Origin of the sequence: Streptomyces sp. GMY02 (genome assembly GCF_019056675.1) — a bacterium.
In the GTDB taxonomy this organism is placed as follows: Bacteria; Actinomycetota; Actinomycetes; order Streptomycetales; family Streptomycetaceae; genus Streptomyces; species Streptomyces odonnellii.
In genome coordinates this window covers 5,111,739-5,127,377 of record NZ_CP077658.1, presented here as the reverse complement: position 1 = coordinate 5,127,377, position 15,639 = coordinate 5,111,739, and the positions used below count along the sequence as shown (strand labels likewise).

Sequence of the window (15,639 nt, the reverse complement as noted above, 5' to 3'; positions counted from 1 at the left end):
AGCCCCCATCACCACGGAAAACTGGCCCCCCGGCCTCCTGACCCGGCAAGCTACACGCTTGTTCGACATCGCGCGCCCCCTACTCCTGAGAAGCCCCCCGGATTGCCGAATTCCCGTCCATTCAGGACTAGTCGGAGGCCCGAGGCGCTACAGGACGGGCCCCGGCCCGGGGCACTACAGGGCAGGCCCCGAGCCCGAGGCGTGTACCGCCCACGGGCCGGGGGTGTCCCGCCGATCCGGACTGATCGGCAGGACACCCCCTGGGGCCCAACTCACCGCGTCGGCGCGCTACTTCGTACTGAACGAGACAGCGAGATACGACTTGTCGTCCAGGGACGACGTCGACGGCTTGCTCAGCATGGTCTCGGAGATGAACATCCGCCCGCCCGCGTAGCGGATCTCGGCGTAGTCCGAGGAGAAGCTGGTCTCCATGTCCCTGATCGCCTCGTCGGCCGGATTGTCCATCAGCACCGTCTCCTTGAAGGAGGCGCCGTCGATGGAGATGATCTGGCCGCCCTTGTCGTACGGAGGCACCTTGTACGCGATGATGTTGCCGCCGTCCATGCGCAGCGGGAACATCGTGTAGCGGTCGCCCGCGTCGGCGCGGTCCGAGGTGTTCTTGCCGGTGGCGAGGTCGAAGGAGACGATCTCGTTGGTGTCGCCGTACTCCCCGCCGCCCTCGTGGCCCTCGGTCGGCAGATAGAGCCGGCCGTTGCCCACCGCGAGCTTCTGGCAGGACTCGACCTCGGTGGACCCGCACCGGGCCGCGTACTTGTCGGCGTCGGCCGGGATCTTCGCGAGCAGCTTGCCGGTCTTCCGGTCGATCGAGAAGAAGTCCGAGATACCGCTGCCGTCGCCCGCGGTGTCGCCGACATCGGCGGCCACGACCAGCGGATCGGTGGAGACGACGCTCGCGTAGGCGACACCGGCCGGCATCTTGAACGACGAGACCGGGGCGCCCGTGAGCGGGTTGAGGGTCTCGATGGAGATCTGCGGGTCGTCGTACGAACCGCACTTGCGGGCCGCTACCAGACCGGCGCCGCCGCCGTACCCCATGTCGTAGCAGCCCTCGGCGCTGACCTCGGGCTTCCAGCGGACGTCGCCCGTCGCGAGGTCGAAGGCCGCGCCACCGTCCGTGCCGCCGGCCGCGACCGTCGTACCGCTGACGGTGATCTCGTCGAACCGGACCTTCTCGTCACCCGCGTTGGAACCCGTGACGGACTTGGTCCACAGGAGCTTTCCGGACTTCAGGTCGAGCGCGCCGATCTCCGTGCAGGACTGGTACTTGTCGGCGGCGGTGCGCTTGGCGGCCTCGAAGGCGACCGCGGTCCTGCCGTCCTCGGTCACATGCCGGCTCGCCGCGCAGACCTGTCCGGGCAGCGGGACCGACCAGAGCTGGGTGCCCTTGTCGAGGTCGTAGCCGACGATCTGGTTGATGCCCGTCTTCACATAGGCGGTGTCAGTGATCCAGGAGCCGCTGACCCCGGTGACATCGGTGACCTTGGGGGTCGGGAGCTGGAAAGCGGCCTTGGACCTGGTGTTGGACGGCACTTCCTCCGTACCGCCGCCACCGATGCCCTTGTCGCCGTCCTTGCCGCCGGTGCCGCCCTCGGTGGCGCCGGAGGAGGTGCCCTTGGACTCGTCGGCCTTGTCGTCGCCGGCGGAGGAGAACCAGATGCCGCCGCCGACGATCAGGACCACGGCGACGGCCGCGGCGATGATGATCTGGGTCTGGGCGGACAGCTTCTTGCCGGTGCCGCCGGGACCGCCGCCCGGGCCGGCGCCGACGCCCTGCGGTGGCATGGGCTGGGTCGGATAACCGTACGGCGGCTGGCCGGGCTGACCGGGCTGCCCCGGGTAGCCGTAACCCGGCTGCGCGGGATACCCGTACCCGGGCTGCACACCTGGAGCGCCCGGAGCGACGGGACCGCCGGGCGCGCCCGGCGCGCCCGGCGGAGGCGGGGGCGTCTGCGGATATCCGTACGGGACACCCTGCGCGGGCGGTGTCGGCGCGCCGTACCCGTAACCGCCCGGCGGCGGGTCCTGCGGAGCGCCGAAACCACCGGGCGGCGGCTCCTGCGGGGCCCCGAACACACCCTGCGGCGGCTCATGGGGCGGCTGCTGCGCGGCCTGCTGAGGCGGCTGCTGCGGAGACTGAGGTTGCTGGGGCTGGGGTTGCTGGGGCGGCTGCTGCGGAGGCTGGGGCGGCTGGGTCATCTCAGTCACCGAACGCCATCATGGTCGACTTCTTCATTTCCTCTTCGTCGTTGCTCGCGCTGACCCGGCCGCTGGTCACGTAGCACCGGCCGTCCACATAGGACAGTTTCGGCGAGTACAAGGAGTTCTCGATCTCGGCCGTGGACGCCGGGTGCTGCTGGACCATCGTGGGCGCGCCACCCGTCGCCGGAATGGTCGCGACCGCGCCGCCCTTGTCGTACGTCGGGTCCAGATAGACCACGACCTTGCCGCCCTCCGTGCGCAGCGGCGTCATCACCCGCTCCGCGGGCGCCTTGGACCGCCAGACGGCCTTTCCGGTGAGCAGGCTGAAGGCGACGACCTCATTGGTGCGCGCGGTGCCGCCCGTGTCCGGCTCGGTCGACATGTAGAACGTACTGGCGTCCGCGGCGACTCCGACGCAGCCCTCCAGATTGCTGCCGAAGACCACGAAGCTGCCTCCGCACCGCGGCGCGAACTTGTCCTTGCCGCCTTCGATTTGCGAGCGCAGGGTGCCGTTCGCGTTGAGGTTGAAGATGCTCCAGGACTTCTCGTCGTCGTTCGTCGCGGAGACGACCAGGGGGTCGATCGAATAGACCTTGTCGACCTCCCAGTTCTTCGCGAGCTGGTACGTCCACTTGGCCGCGCCGGTGACCGGGTCCAGCTCCTGGATCTGGTTCTGGGTGGTCTCGTAGTCGCTCGTCGGACAGCTCTCCGCGGCGATCAGCTTGGCGCCGCCGGCGAACGCGTACGGCTGGCAGTTGCCCGGCAGCTTGCCGAACAGGTCCTTGCCGTCACTCACGCGGTAGGCGTTCGAATTGCCGGTGCGCGCGGCGGTGACGGTGTCGCCGCTGATGGCCAGCGTGATGTCGGTGAGGATGTCGAAGGCCCCGGACTCGGCGACCTCCTTCTTCCAGCCGCCCTTGCCGGTGGTGAGGTCGATCATCTGGAGCTGGTTGCAGAGGGCCTTGTCGGTGGTGCCGTCCTTGATCCCGATGACGATCTTGCCGTCGGCGGTGGGGGCGACGGGCGCCGCGCACACCTCGGTGGGCAGCGGAAGCGCCCACTTCTTCTTGCCGTCGGCGGCCGAATACCCCACGACCTGGCGGTACATGGCCTTGACGACGGTGTCGCCGACGAACCACGGGCCGTACACGTCCGCGCCGTTGCGCGGCAGGTCCACATCGTTGGTCTGGAGCCAGAGCACCTTGGACTCGCCGTCCTTGCGCCCGGCGTTGAGATCGTCCTGCGCCTCGCGGCCCCCGCCGGTGCCGTCGCCCTGGTCGACGCCGGGCGAACCGGTCGGGTTGGCGTCGCCGCTCGCGTCCGCCGTCGGCTTGCCGCCGTCGTCGCCACCGCTGAGCGCGAACCAGGAGCCGCCGGCTATGAGCACCAGCGCGACGGCGGCCGCGGTGATGATGCCGGGCGTCGACTTGAGGAAGTTCTTCGGGCCGCCACCGCCGGGCGGCGGGGTGGGCGCGCCGGGGAACTGCTGGGGCGGATAGCCACCGTAGGGGCCGGGCTGCCCCCCGTAGGGCCCCGGCTGGCCTCCGTAGGGGCCGGGCTGCTGACCGTACGGTCCCGGCTGCCGGCCGTACGGACCGGGGGGCTGCTGATACGGGCCGGGCTGCTGGCCGTAGGCCCCGGGGCCGGGGTTGTACGGGCCCGGGCCCTGCGGATAGCCGTAACCGGGCTGGCCGGGAGGCACGAAAGGCGGCGCGGAGGGCTGGCCGGGCGGCGGACCGGGAGGCGCAGAAGGTGGTGCGGAAGGCGGGGTGTGCGCGGACGGCGGTGTCTGCGGCATCTGGGGCGGCTGCGCGGGCGGCTGTGCCGACGGCGGTACGGGCGGCTGGGGCGGTCCCTGCGCCGGAACTCCCTGCTGCGGATCCCCCGGAGCGCCGAAGCCTCCCTGCGGCGGCTGCTGGCCGGGTGGCTGGCTCATCAGCGCTTTCCCCCTTTTTTCATACGGTCCGCCACCCGTGTCGGTCTCCCCCGCGATTCTGGTGGCCGGCCCCGTCGACGGGGCGGTCCGGGCGTGGATTCCGCATCGTCACATCGGTCGAGCGGGGCTTCTTTCTATCACCCGGACAGCCGAACGGACCGGGCCGGTCCCTCCCCTGTTCCCAAGGGACAACCGGCCCGTGATGCGCCTGTTACGCGCTCCCGCACCACTCCCGCGCACCGATTCCGCGCATTTTCTACGCGTCTTCCGCGAGCTCCAGCCAGCGCATTTCCAACTCGTCACGTTCGTCACGGAGTTCACGCAACTCGGCGTCCAGTTTCGCCACTTTCTCGAAGTCCGTGGGATTGTCGGCGATCTGCTGATGGAGCGTGGTCTCACGGCCGGAGAGCTTGTCGAGCTGCCGCTCGATCCGCTGGAGTTCCTTCTTCGCCGCGCGGCTGTCCTTCGCCGAGACCGGCGCGGCCGGGCGCTCCTCGGCGGCGGGCGCGGCGGCACTCGCCGCGGGCTTCTGGGCCGCGGCGGCGGGCCGCTGCGACTCCGACTCGGCCAGCCTGCGCCGCCGTTCCAGATACTCGTCGATCCCGCGCGGCAGCATCCGCAGCGTCGTGTCGCCGAGCAGCGCCATCACCTTGTCGGTGGTCCGCTCGATGAAGAACCGGTCGTGCGAGATGACCACCATCGACCCGGGCCAGCCGTCGAGCAGGTCCTCCAACTGGTTGAGGGTCTCGATGTCGAGGTCGTTGGTGGGCTCGTCGAGGAAGAGCACATTCGGCTCGTCCATCAGCAGCCGCAGAAGCTGGAGCCTGCGCCGCTCACCGCCGGAGAGATCCCCGACCGGCGTCCACTGCTTCTCCTTGCCGAAACCGAACTGCTCGCAGAGCTGACCCGCCGTCATCTCCCGGCCCTTGCCCAGGTCGACCCGGTCCCGTACCTGCTGGACCGCCTCCAGCACCCGCAGCGTGGGCGCGAGTTCGGTGACCTCCTGGGAGAGATACGCCAGCTTGACGGTCCTGCCGACCACGATCTTCCCGGCGGCCGGCTGCACATCGCCCTGACTGCGGGCGGCCTCGGCGAGCGCGCGCAGCAGCGAGGTCTTGCCCGCGCCGTTCACGCCGACCAGCCCGATCCGGTCGCCGGGCCCGAGCTGCCAGGTGAGACGGGCGAGCAGCACCTTGGGACCCGCCTGGACCGTCACGTCCTCCAGGTCGAAGACGGTCTTGCCGAGCCGGGCGTTGGCGAACTTCATCAGCTCCGAGGTGTCCCGGGGCGGCGGTACGTCCGCGATCAGCTCATTGGCCGCCTCGACCCGGAAGCGCGGCTTGGACGTACGGGCGGGGGCGCCGCGGCGCAGCCAGGCCAGCTCCTTGCGGACCAGGTTCTGCCGCTTGGCCTCCTCCGTCGCCGCGATGCGCTCGCGCTCGGCGCGGGCGAAGACATAGTCGGAGTAGCCGCCCTCGTACTCGTGCACCGTGCCGCGCTGGACGTCCCACATCCGCGTACAGACCTGGTCGAGGAACCACCGGTCGTGGGTGACGCAGACGAGTGCGGAGCGCCGGTTGCGCAGATGCTCCGCGAGCCAGGCGATGCCCTCGACGTCGAGATGGTTGGTGGGCTCGTCGAGCACGATCAGCTCGGGCTCGCCGATGAGCAGCTTGGCGAGCGCGATCCGGCGCCGCTCACCGCCGGAGAGCGGGGCGATGACCGTATCGAGCCCCTGCGGGAAACCGGGCAGGTCGAGCCCGCCGAACAGCCCGGTGAGCACATCCCTGATCTTCGCGTCACCGGCCCACTCGTGGTCCGCGAGATCGCCGATCACCTCGTGCCGTACGGTGGCGGCGGGATCGAGCGAGTCGTGCTGCGTGAGCACCCCGAGCCGCAGCCCGCCACTGTGGGTGACCCGCCCGGTGTCGGTCTCCTCCAGCTTGCTCAGCACCCGGATGAGGGTCGTCTTCCCGTCGCCGTTGCGCCCCACGACCCCGATCCGGTCCCCTTCGGAGACCCCGAGGGAGACACCGTCGAGCAGCGCACGGGTGCCGTACACCTTGGTGACTGCCTCGACATTGACCAGATTGACGGCCATTTCACTCCTGCGTACGGGCGGATCGATCGACGCTCCAGCGTAGTCGCCGCGCCGGGACCGGGGTCAGGCCGGACCGGCGAGGGCCCTCAGCGCGGCGACGGCGGTCCCGGGGTCGTCGGCGTAGAAGCGGAAGACGCGGGCCTCGGCGGGCCTGCCCAGGGCTCGTTCGTACCGCACCGGCTCGCTGAGCTCGACGGTGACCGTCGTCTGGCCGGCCACCGCCATGTCGGCGACGCCGTTCCCGTCGACGGCGGCAAGCTTGCCGTCCGGGAACTTCCGCTCCAGGCGGACGGAGGCTATGCGGCCGGCCGGGATACGGATGTCCAGCAGGGCGCCGTAGCGCAGCCGCAGCGAGCCGTCGGCCCCGATCACATGCGGGCGCACCACGCAGGAGGCGTGCAGGGCGACGACGAAATAGCAGCCCCAGATGTCGACGACGAGAGTGACGGCGTGCACCACCGGCCACGGGATCACAAGGGCGAGGGCCACGGTCTCGACGACGCAGACGAAGAAGAAGCCGTACATGATCGCCGTCTGCCCCGGGGCGTACGGGACGGGCAGACCGCCGTCGGGCACCCCGTGCGGGCCCCGGCGCGTCACCCAGCGCAGGAAGCTGGTGGTGAGAAGGGCCTCGTGGACGGTCAGCCTGCGCACGGGCGCCGGGACGGTGTCGGCGACGGCGGCCAGGAGCGCGGGGCGGGAGCCGAGACCGTCACGGCGGTGCCGGCGGTGGTCGAGGGTGATCAGGACGGCCGCCGCGGCCATGAGCGCGAGCACGGCCAGCTCCACGGCGAGCAGGACGGCCGGGGCGATCCGCACCCCGCCGGCCACGCACAGGACGAGCACGAGTTCTCCGGGTACGAGTGCGGCGAAGGACCAGCGCACGGTCTTTCTCAGGCGCGTCAGCGGGCGCGCTGTTCCCAGGTCCGTCACCGGGTCCGCCTTTCCCTTTCTCAGGTCCGTCACCCGGCACGCCCCCTCAGCAGCTCGATGGCCCGGCGTACGGCCGCGGCCTGGGCGGGGGCGAAGTCCGCGTAGAAGACCTCCGCGAACCCGCCGTCCTCGCCCGAGCCGCCGTCGTCGTCCGGGACGGCCATCACCCGCACCGCCTCCTCCGGAATGCTGCCGACGACGGCCCGGGCGGTCTCCTCCACGCGCGGGTCGTCCTCGCCGGCCTCCGCCAGCTCGTCCAGCCGGGCATAGACCTCGTAGGCGCGCCGCATGGCCTGCGGGTCGGCCCGGAGGCTCCGCATCAGGATGTCGAGCCAGCCGCGGCCGCCGTCCGGCGAGCCGGTCTCCAGCAGGGCCAGCAGCTCCCGCTCCTTCGCCGCCGACACCGGCTCCGGCCCCGGCAACTGTTCCGAAAGACGGGCCATGTCCTCGAAGATCGCGGCGAGTTCCGGGGAGACCGGGGCCTCGGCCGGCAGCCGTCCGGTCCGCCCGGCCTGTTCGAGCAACTGCCCCAGACGGGCACGGCGCCGCCGGATGGCCTCCTCCTGACGGGCCAGGTCGGCATCCAGCTCGCCGAGGATCTCGACGAGATCCTTGCCCGCGTCGTCCGCCAGCACGGCCCGCACCTCGTCCAGGCTCAGGCCCAGCTCGGTCAGCCGACGGATCCGCGCCAGCTCGACCGCGTCGCGCAGCGAGTAGTCGCGGTACCCGTTGGACTGCCGTGACGGCTCGGGCAGCAGCCCGATGCGGTGGTAGTGGCGCACGGCACGGGTCGTGACACCGGCGACGCCGGCCAGCTCTCCGATTCGCATGGCACCAGTAGAAACGTTGCCGCTGCGACAAGGTCAAGCGTCCGGTCGACCGCCCGGGCCCCGGTCAGGAAGCCGTGTGGTCCACCACCGTCGCGCCCGCGGCCGGGGCCTTGGCGACCCTGGCCGTACGGCAGGTGCCCGAGGTGAGCAGGGTGTCCGCGATACGGGTCGCCGCCTCCGCGTCCTTCGCGAGGAACGCCGTCGTCGGGCCCGAGCCGGAGACCAGGCCAGCCAGGGCTCCGGCCTCCGTGCCCGCGGTCAGGGTGTCGGCCAGGGAGGGGCGCAGAGCGAGAGCCGCGGGCTGGAGGTCGTTGGCCAGGGCGCCCGCCAGCGCGACGGCATCGCCCGTACGCAGGGCCTCCAGCAGGACGGGGTCGGCCTCCGGTTCCGGTACGGACGTGTGCGCGGTGAGCCGGTCGAACTCACGGAACACCGTCGGCGTCGACAGCCCGCCGTCCGCCACCGCGAACACCCAGTGGAACTCACCGCCGACCGCGAGCGGGGTGAGCCGCTCGCCCCGGCCCGTGCCGAGCGCCGCGCCGCCGATCAGGCTGAACGGCACATCGCTGCCCAGCTCGGCGCAGATCGCGAGGAGTTCGTCCCGCGAGGAGCCCAGCGACCAGAGTGTGTCGCAGGCCAGCAGGGCGCCCGCGCCGTCCGCGCTGCCGCCCGCCATCCCGCCCGCGACGGGGATGTCCTTGGCGATATGGATATGCACACGCGGATCGATGCCGTGCCGCTCGCCCAGCGCGAGGGCCGCCCGCGCCGCGAGGTTGCCGGTGTCCAGCGGGACCTGGGCCGCGTCGGGGCCCTCGCAGGTGATACGCAGCTCGTCGGCGGGCGTCACCGTGATCTCGTCGTACAGGCCCACGGCCAGGAAGACATTCGCCAGGTCGTGGAAGCCGTCGGCCCGGGCGACGCCCACGGCGAGCTGCGCGTTGACCTTGGCGGGCACCCGTACCCGTACCGACGCCCGAGCCCCTGCCGGTACCGGTGCCTCAGCGCCTGCCCGTACCGGTGCCGATGTCCATGCCGGTGCCTGCGCCGGTGTCCGTCCCGGTGCCGGTGCCTGTGTCCGTTCCTCGACGCTCACGCGCCCGCCCCCTTCGATTCCGCGATCCGCGCGAACTCTTCCACTGTCAGTGCCTCGCCGCGCGCCTGCGGCGATATCCCGGCCGCGACCAGCGCCGCCTCCGCCGCCGGGGCCGAGCCGGCCCACCCGGCGAGGGCCGCGCGCAGGGTCTTGCGGCGCTGCGCGAAGGCCGCGTCGACGACCGCGAAGACCTCGGTCCTGGAGGCCGTCGTCTTCACCGGCTCGGCCCTGCGTACCAGTGAGACCAGGCCGGAGTCCACATTGGGCGCGGGCCAGAAAACCGTACGGCCGATCGCGCCGGCCCGTCTGACCTCGGCGTACCAGTTCGCCTTCACCGACGGCACCCCGTACACCTTGTTCCCCGGCACCGCGGCCAGCCGGTCGGCGACCTCGGCCTGAACCATCACGAGGGTCCGCTCGATGGTGGGGAAGCGCTCCAGCATGTGCAGCAGGACCGGTACGGCGACGTTGTACGGGAGGTTCGCGACCAGCGCGGTCGGCGCGGGGCCCGGCAGCTCCGTCACCCGCAGCGCGTCCGAGTGCACCAGCGAGAAGCGCGCGGCGCGGGCGGGCATCCTGGCCTCGATCGTCGCGGGCAGCGCGGCGGCCAGGACATCGTCGATCTCGACGGCGGTGACCCGGTCCGCGGCCTCCAGCAGCGCCAGGGTCAGCGAGCCGAGCCCGGGGCCGACCTCCACGACGGTGTCGTCGGGGCGCACGTCCGCGGTGCGGACGATACGGCGGACGGTGTTGGCGTCGATGACGAAGTTCTGTCCGCGCTGCTTGGTGGGGCGTACGCCCAGGGCGGCGGCCAGCTCGCGAATGTCCGCAGGTCCCAGCAGGGCGTCGGATGCGCCGGAGGCGTCCGCGGTGTCCACGGCATCGGCATCGGTGTCGGCGTCGGGAACGGCCTGGGTGGTGCCGGGGACCGCTGGGGTGTCCGGTGCGTCCGGGGCGTCGGGCTCAGTGGTGCTCACCCGGTCAGCCTACGGCCGCAGTGCGGCCACGGACTCGCCCCCCGCTGCATGTACAGCTTCTTCGCACGGTACGTCTGCTCCGTCTCCGTGGCGTCCTGCGGGCGGCCCTTGCCGCCGACGGAACGCCAGGTCGGCAGGTCGAACTGGTAGAGCCCGCCATAGGTGCCCGACCGGTCGACGACATTGGGCCTGCCGCCCGACTCGCACTCCGCCAGCGCCTTCCAGTTCAGATCGTCCACCCCGGCCGCGGTGCGCGGAAGCTCCTTCGTACCGACCCTGACCCGCTGGGTGACGGGCGCGCGCACCACCTCTTCGTGGACCCGGTGCGGCTCCTTCTTGACGCCGTCGACCGTGCGCAGCCCGTAGACGACCCGGCGGGCCCCCGGACTGCCCTGCTGGTCGACGATCTCGGTCCCCCGGAAGACCGAGGGGTCCTCCGTGCGGACGGTGTCGTACGGGATGGCCTCCTCGCTCACCCGATCGCTCGCCGGGTCACGGTGAAGGCCGTCGCGGGTCAGGCCGTCGCCGGTGAGACCGTCGGGCGTCAGGCCGCCGCGGGCCAGGCTGTGATGCGTGCGGCCGTCCCGGGTGAGGCCGTCGCGCCGTACGGAGGAACGCGAGGCGGAGAGGTGCGCGCCCTCCGCGCGCATCGCGGTGACAAGGGCGGCGCCGGGCGCGGGGGCGACGATGTCGTGCGTACCGACGGCCACCTCCTCGTCGGCCGACAGCTCCGCCATGTCGCCGGCGAAGGCGGAGGTACCGCCGGCCAGGAAGGCGACGACCAGGGCCTTGGGAAGAACCCGGGGCAGAGCCTTGGGAAGCAGCCGCCGGTGTCCCTGGGATGCCTGGGACTGCTGGGGTTCCTGGGTGTCTCGGCCTCCCCGGGCGCCGCGGCGCCCGCCGCGTGCCGCACGGTGACTGCCCTGCGCATTGCTCACGACGCTCCACAAGGTCCGGTCCGCTCCGCCCCGAGGGCGGGTCCCGCCATCGAGGCGCGGAGGGCCCGGACATTAGCGGAGTGACGGTTACTCTCCAAAGCGACGCGACTACAGGGCGTCGCGACACCACTCCGCCTACCACCTCCCGCGGTGTCCCGCAAAAGGCCGGCGTCCGCCGCCTGTTCCGCAGCCCGTTCCGCGGCCGGATCCGCAGGCGAATCAGTAACCGAACGCCCGCGCCGTATTGGCCGAAATCGCTTCCGCCATGGCGTCCTCGCCGATCCCCCGCACATCGGCCATCGCCCGCAGCGTGACCGGGATCAGATAGGGCGCATTGGGCCGTCCACGGTAGGGCGCAGGGGTAAGAAACGGCGCGTCCGTCTCGATCAGGACAAGCTCCAGCGGCGCTATGGTGAGCGCGTCACGCAACGGTTGAGCGTTTTTGAAAGTGACATTGCCTGCAAAGGACATGAAGTAACCGGCCGCAGCACACACTTCGGCCATTTCCGCGTCACCGGAATAACAATGGAACACCGTACGCTCAGGCGCCCCTTCCTCCGCGAGGATGCGCAGCACATCGGCATGCGCTTCCCGGTCATGGATGACCAGCGCCTTTCCATGGCGTTTGGCGATCTCCACATGGGCGCGGAAGGAGCGCTCCTGGGCGGCCATGCCCTCGGGCCCTGTCCGGAAATAGTCGAGCCCGGTCTCGCCGACGGCGCGTACCTGCGGCAGTGCGGCCAGCCGGTCGATCTCGGCCAGGGCATCGTCGAGCGCCGCTTCCCCGCCGCCCTCACGCGCTCCCTGCCGCGACCATCCGTCGGGGTCGCCGTGCACGATCCGGGGCGCCTCATTGGGGTGCAGGGCGACCGCCGCGTGGACGTTCTCGTATGCCGCGGCCGTCTCGGCGGCCCAGCGGGAACCCTTGAGGTCGCACCCCACCTGGACCACGGTCGTCACCCCGACCGAGGCGGCCCTGCCCAGGCCCTCCTCGACGGTGCCGTCCTGCATGTCCAGGTGGGTGTGCGAATCCGCGACCGGCACCCGGAGGGGTTCGGGCAACGGTGGCGGAGCATGCTTCGAACTCATGGGCGCGATCCTACGAGGGCCGCACCCGCGGGCCCGTACCGGTTCAGCGCCGGAGCAGGCGGCTCAGGCCGCTCACCGGCTCGGGTGGCTCACTTGCGGTGGTGGAACGGGTGCAGCAGGTCCGAAAGGTGCCAGTGGCCCCAGTTCCAGTGGTGCCCGTGGTCGTGCCCCGGCGCCGTACCGTCCGGCGCGGAGGCGGCCCGCGTGGATCCGGCGGATATCTGCTCCGCGGATCCCCCGGGTATCGCCTCGCCGGAGCGCCCGGACCGTGCGGTCGCCTGTCCGGGAAGCTGTCCCGCCATCAGCGCCCGTACGGACGAGACCTGTCCGGAACGCATGATGCGGACGACATGCCCGCCGCAGTTGACGCAATTCGGGCTGGACAGCGGCGAGGGAACCCGTGCCCCGTCCGTCTTGTAGACGACGTAATTCTGTCCCGAGCCATCGACGTGATGCTCTATGTCGTACGCCTGCTCCCAGCCGTGTCCACAGCGCATACAACAAAAGGCATATGCCTCGTGGGCTACGGCGGTGCCCGTGATGTCACTCATGCCGGCTCCTCTCCACTGACCCAGTGGACGCCTTTGACGGCGGGAGCGCATCAGCCCCTGTCGATTAATGGATTGGTCTTGGCCTTCTCATGCCCAAAACGCTCGACTCACGGTCCGTGCTTTACATTTCACGATAGTCCTTTGCCTTCGAAGGGGGCGTGCGCCGGGGCGTGAGCGCTGTTTACAACAGACCGCGCGCGCCCCTCGGCATGCGTTACGAGATCCCTCGGTGCGCGTCACGAGATGCCCCGGCGCGCGTCACCAGGTGCCCCGGCGTTCTTCGCCGCCACCACCGCGTCGAACACCTCGCGCTTCGGCACCCCGGCCGCGGCCGCGACGGCCGCGATCGCCTCCTTGCGCCGCTCCCCCGCCTCCTCCCGCACCCGCACCCGCCGCACCAGTTCCTCCGCGTCGACGTCCCCGGGCCCCGGTTCCGGCGCGCCCGCCACGACGACGGTGATCTCGCCCCGTACCCCCTCGGCCGCCCAGGCCGCCAGTTCGCCCAGACCGCCGCGCCTGACCTCCTCGTACGTCTTGGTCAGTTCGCGGCAGACCGCGGCCCTGCGCTCCGGACCGAAGACCTCGGCCATCGCGGCGAGGGTGTCGTCGAGCCGGTGCGGCGCCTCGAAGTAGACGAGCGTGCGCCGCTCGTCCGCGGTCTCCCGGAGCCTGCCGAGCCGCTCACCCGCCTTGCGCGGCAGGAAGCCCTCGAAGCAGAAACGGTCCACCCGCAGCCCGGAGAGCGCCAGCGCGGTCAGGACGGCGGACGGTCCCGGTACGGCGGTGACCCTGATCCCGCGCTCGACGGCCGCCGCCACCAGCCGGTACCCGGGATCGGAGACGGACGGCATGCCCGCGTCCGTCACCAGCAGCACCCGCGCCCCGCCGGCCAGCGCCTCGACCAGCTCGGGCGTCCGCGCGGACTCGTTGCCCTCGAAGTACGACACGATCCGGCCACGCGGCTGCACGCCCAGCGCCTGGGTGAGCCGGCGCAGCCGCCGGGTGTCCTCGGCGGCGATCACATCCGCGGTCTCCAGCTCGGCCGCGAGCCGGGGCGGCGCGTCCGTGACCTCACCGATCGGCGTCCCCGCGAGTACCAGCGTTCCATTCACATCCGCCATCCCGCCATCCTCGCAGGGCATGGAGCACCCCTCGCACAGCGGCGTTCCCTACGATGGCGCGGTGACCAGTACTGCGCCAGAAGCCCTCCAGGGGCACGACGCCGGCGAAACGCCGCCCTCATGGCCTCAGCGGCTGCGCCGATTCGGCCATGTGCCCCGGCCGGTGACCGGGCTGCGCGAGCGGCTGGTACCCCCGTACACCCGGCCCTCCGACCGGCTCTGGGCCGTGCTCGCGGTGCCGCCCGCGACGGCCGAGCGGCTGCTCCGCTGGGCCGCGTGGGGCGGGCCGCTGCTGGTGGCGGCCGTGGCGGGAGTGCTGCGGTTCTGGCATCTGGGCAGCCCCAAGGCGGTGATATTCGACGAGACGTACTACGCCAAGGACGCCTGGGCGCTCGTCAACCAGGGGTACGAGGGGAGCTGGCCCAAGGACATCGACAAGAAGATCCTGGCCGACCCGTCGTCGGTGCCGCTGCCGACCGACCCCGGCTATGTCGTCCATCCGCCGGTGGGCAAGTGGATCATCGGGCTCGGTGAGCAGCTCTTCGGGTTCACACCGTTCGGCTGGCGCTTCATGGTGGCGGTGCTCGGGACGCTCTCGGTGCTGATGCTGTGCCGGATCGGGCGGCGGCTGTTCCGTTCCACCTTCCTGGGGTGTCTGGCGGGCGCGCTGCTGGCGGTCGACGGGCTGCACTTCGTGATGAGCCGGACCGCGCTGCTCGACCTGGTGCTGATGTTCTTCGTGCTGGCCGCCTTCGGGTGTCTGGTGATCGACCGCGACTGGGCGCGGCGGCGGCTGGCCTCGGCGCTCCCGGTCGACGACGAGGGCCTGCTGCGCCCGGACACCGAGATCGCCGAACGGCTGCGGCTCGGCTGGCGGCCCTGGCGGATCGCGGCCGGACTGATGCTGGGCCTGGCCTTCGCGACGAAGTGGAACGGGCTCTACATCCTGGCCGCCTTCGCGGTCATGGCCGTCCTGTGGGACGTGGGCGCGCGCCGCACGGCGGGTGCGGTACGGCCGTATCTGACAGTGCTCCGCCGGGACATCGTGCCGGCCTTCTTCTCGACGGTGCCGGTCGCGATCGCAACGTACATCGCCTCCTGGACCGGCTGGATCGTCACCGACAAGGGGTACTTCAGAAACTGGGCGACGACCCAGGGCAAGGGCGGCCACTTCACCTGGCTGCCGGACTGGCTGCGCAGCCTGTGGCACTACGAGAACGAGGTCTACCAGTTCCATGTCAATCTGACCTCGGGCCACACGTACCAGTCGAACCCCTGGAGCTGGATCGTCCTGGGCCGCCCGGTCTCGTACTTCTACGAGGACCCGAAGGCCGGCGCCGACGGCTGCCCGGCGGGCACGGCCGGCAATTGCGCCCGCGAAGTGCTGGCGATCGGGACGCCGCTGCTCTGGTGGGCGGCGGGGCTGGCGCTCTGTTACGTCCTGTGGCGCTGGTTCTTCCGCCGCGACTGGCGCGCGGGCGCCATCGCCTGCGGTGTCGCCGCGGGCTGGGTCCCCTGGTTCTTCTACCAGGAGCGGACGATCTTCCTCTTCTACGCGGTCGTCTTCGTCCCGTACCTCTGCCTGGCGGTCGCGATGATGGTCGGCGCGCTGGTCGGCCCCCCGGGCTCGGACGAACGCCGCAGAACGATCGGCGCGGTGGGCGCGGGCGTGCTGGTCCTGCTGATCATCTGGAACTTCATCTATTTCTGGCCGCTGTACACGGGCTCCCCGATCCCGATCGACGCGTGGCGCTCCCGGATGTGGTTCGACACCTGGGTGTGAGATCCGGATCCGCGGCCGCGAGCGGGGAGGCATACTCCACGGGGGCGGTCCGCTCAGGGGATGGGGA

At 71.3% G+C, this 15,639-nt stretch carries 12 protein-coding genes; 1 reads left to right on the top strand and 11 read right to left on the bottom strand.

The genetic code is table 11. The features are described 5' to 3' along the window. Window positions 1–288: 288 nt before the first annotated feature. The 11 genes from KQY30_RS21735 to rsmI form a co-directional block, all read right to left on the bottom strand. A complete protein-coding gene (locus KQY30_RS21735; protein ID WP_217311229.1) occupies window positions 289–2,217 on the bottom strand; it encodes a PQQ-binding-like beta-propeller repeat protein in 1,929 nt (642 codons plus the stop codon). Window position 2,218: 1 nt separating this feature from the next. Beyond that, on the bottom strand, window positions 2,219–4,156 hold the full coding sequence (locus KQY30_RS21730; protein ID WP_217308275.1) for a PQQ-binding-like beta-propeller repeat protein: 1,938 nt from the start codon (window positions 4,154–4,156) through the stop codon (window positions 2,219–2,221). A 256-nt stretch (window positions 4,157–4,412) separates the two neighbouring features. Then, entirely contained in the window at window positions 4,413–6,257 is a 1,845-nt protein-coding gene (locus tag KQY30_RS21725; protein ID WP_217308274.1) for an ABC-F family ATP-binding cassette domain-containing protein, read from the bottom strand. 63 nt (window positions 6,258–6,320) lie between these two features. Next, window positions 6,321–7,223 (bottom strand): hypothetical protein, encoded by a 903-nt coding sequence (locus tag KQY30_RS21720; RefSeq protein WP_254407268.1) that lies wholly within the window; start codon window positions 7,221–7,223, stop codon window positions 6,321–6,323. After that, on the bottom strand, window positions 7,220–8,020 hold the full coding sequence (locus tag KQY30_RS21715) for a MerR family transcriptional regulator (protein WP_217308273.1): 801 nt from the start codon (window positions 8,018–8,020) through the stop codon (window positions 7,220–7,222). Before KQY30_RS21715 ends, KQY30_RS21720 begins: the two co-directional genes overlap by 4 nt. Before the next feature lie 64 nt (window positions 8,021–8,084). Beyond that, window positions 8,085–9,113, bottom strand: coding sequence for a 4-(cytidine 5'-diphospho)-2-C-methyl-D-erythritol kinase (locus KQY30_RS21710; protein WP_217308272.1), 1,029 nt, complete (start codon window positions 9,111–9,113; stop codon window positions 8,085–8,087). Beyond that, window positions 9,110–9,991, bottom strand: coding sequence for a 16S rRNA (adenine(1518)-N(6)/adenine(1519)-N(6))-dimethyltransferase RsmA (rsmA, locus tag KQY30_RS21705; RefSeq protein ID WP_217311227.1), 882 nt, complete (start codon window positions 9,989–9,991; stop codon window positions 9,110–9,112). Before rsmA ends, KQY30_RS21710 begins: the two co-directional genes overlap by 4 nt. 95 nt (window positions 9,992–10,086) lie before the next feature. Beyond that, on the bottom strand, window positions 10,087–11,028 hold the full coding sequence (locus tag KQY30_RS21700) for a transglycosylase family protein (protein ID WP_254407267.1): 942 nt from the start codon (window positions 11,026–11,028) through the stop codon (window positions 10,087–10,089). Between the two features lie 219 nt (window positions 11,029–11,247). Beyond that, complete coding sequence (locus tag KQY30_RS21695) at window positions 11,248–12,117, bottom strand: TatD family hydrolase (protein WP_217308271.1); 870 nt, start codon at window positions 12,115–12,117, stop codon at window positions 11,248–11,250. Window positions 12,118–12,206: 89 nt separating this feature from the next. Continuing rightward, window positions 12,207–12,668: a hypothetical protein gene (locus KQY30_RS21690; RefSeq protein WP_217308270.1), complete on the bottom strand. Its 462-nt coding sequence runs from the start codon at window positions 12,666–12,668 to the stop codon at window positions 12,207–12,209. A gap of 236 nt (window positions 12,669–12,904) precedes the next feature. Further along, window positions 12,905–13,780: a 16S rRNA (cytidine(1402)-2'-O)-methyltransferase gene (gene rsmI, locus KQY30_RS21685; protein WP_217311225.1), complete on the bottom strand. Its 876-nt coding sequence runs from the start codon at window positions 13,778–13,780 to the stop codon at window positions 12,905–12,907. A gap of 70 nt (window positions 13,781–13,850) precedes the next feature. On the opposite strand from rsmI, the gene KQY30_RS21680 reads away from it, so the two are divergent. Next, on the top strand, window positions 13,851–15,572 hold the full coding sequence (locus KQY30_RS21680) for a dolichyl-phosphate-mannose--protein mannosyltransferase (RefSeq protein ID WP_217308269.1): 1,722 nt from the start codon (window positions 13,851–13,853) through the stop codon (window positions 15,570–15,572). Window positions 15,573–15,639 lie beyond the last annotated feature (67 nt).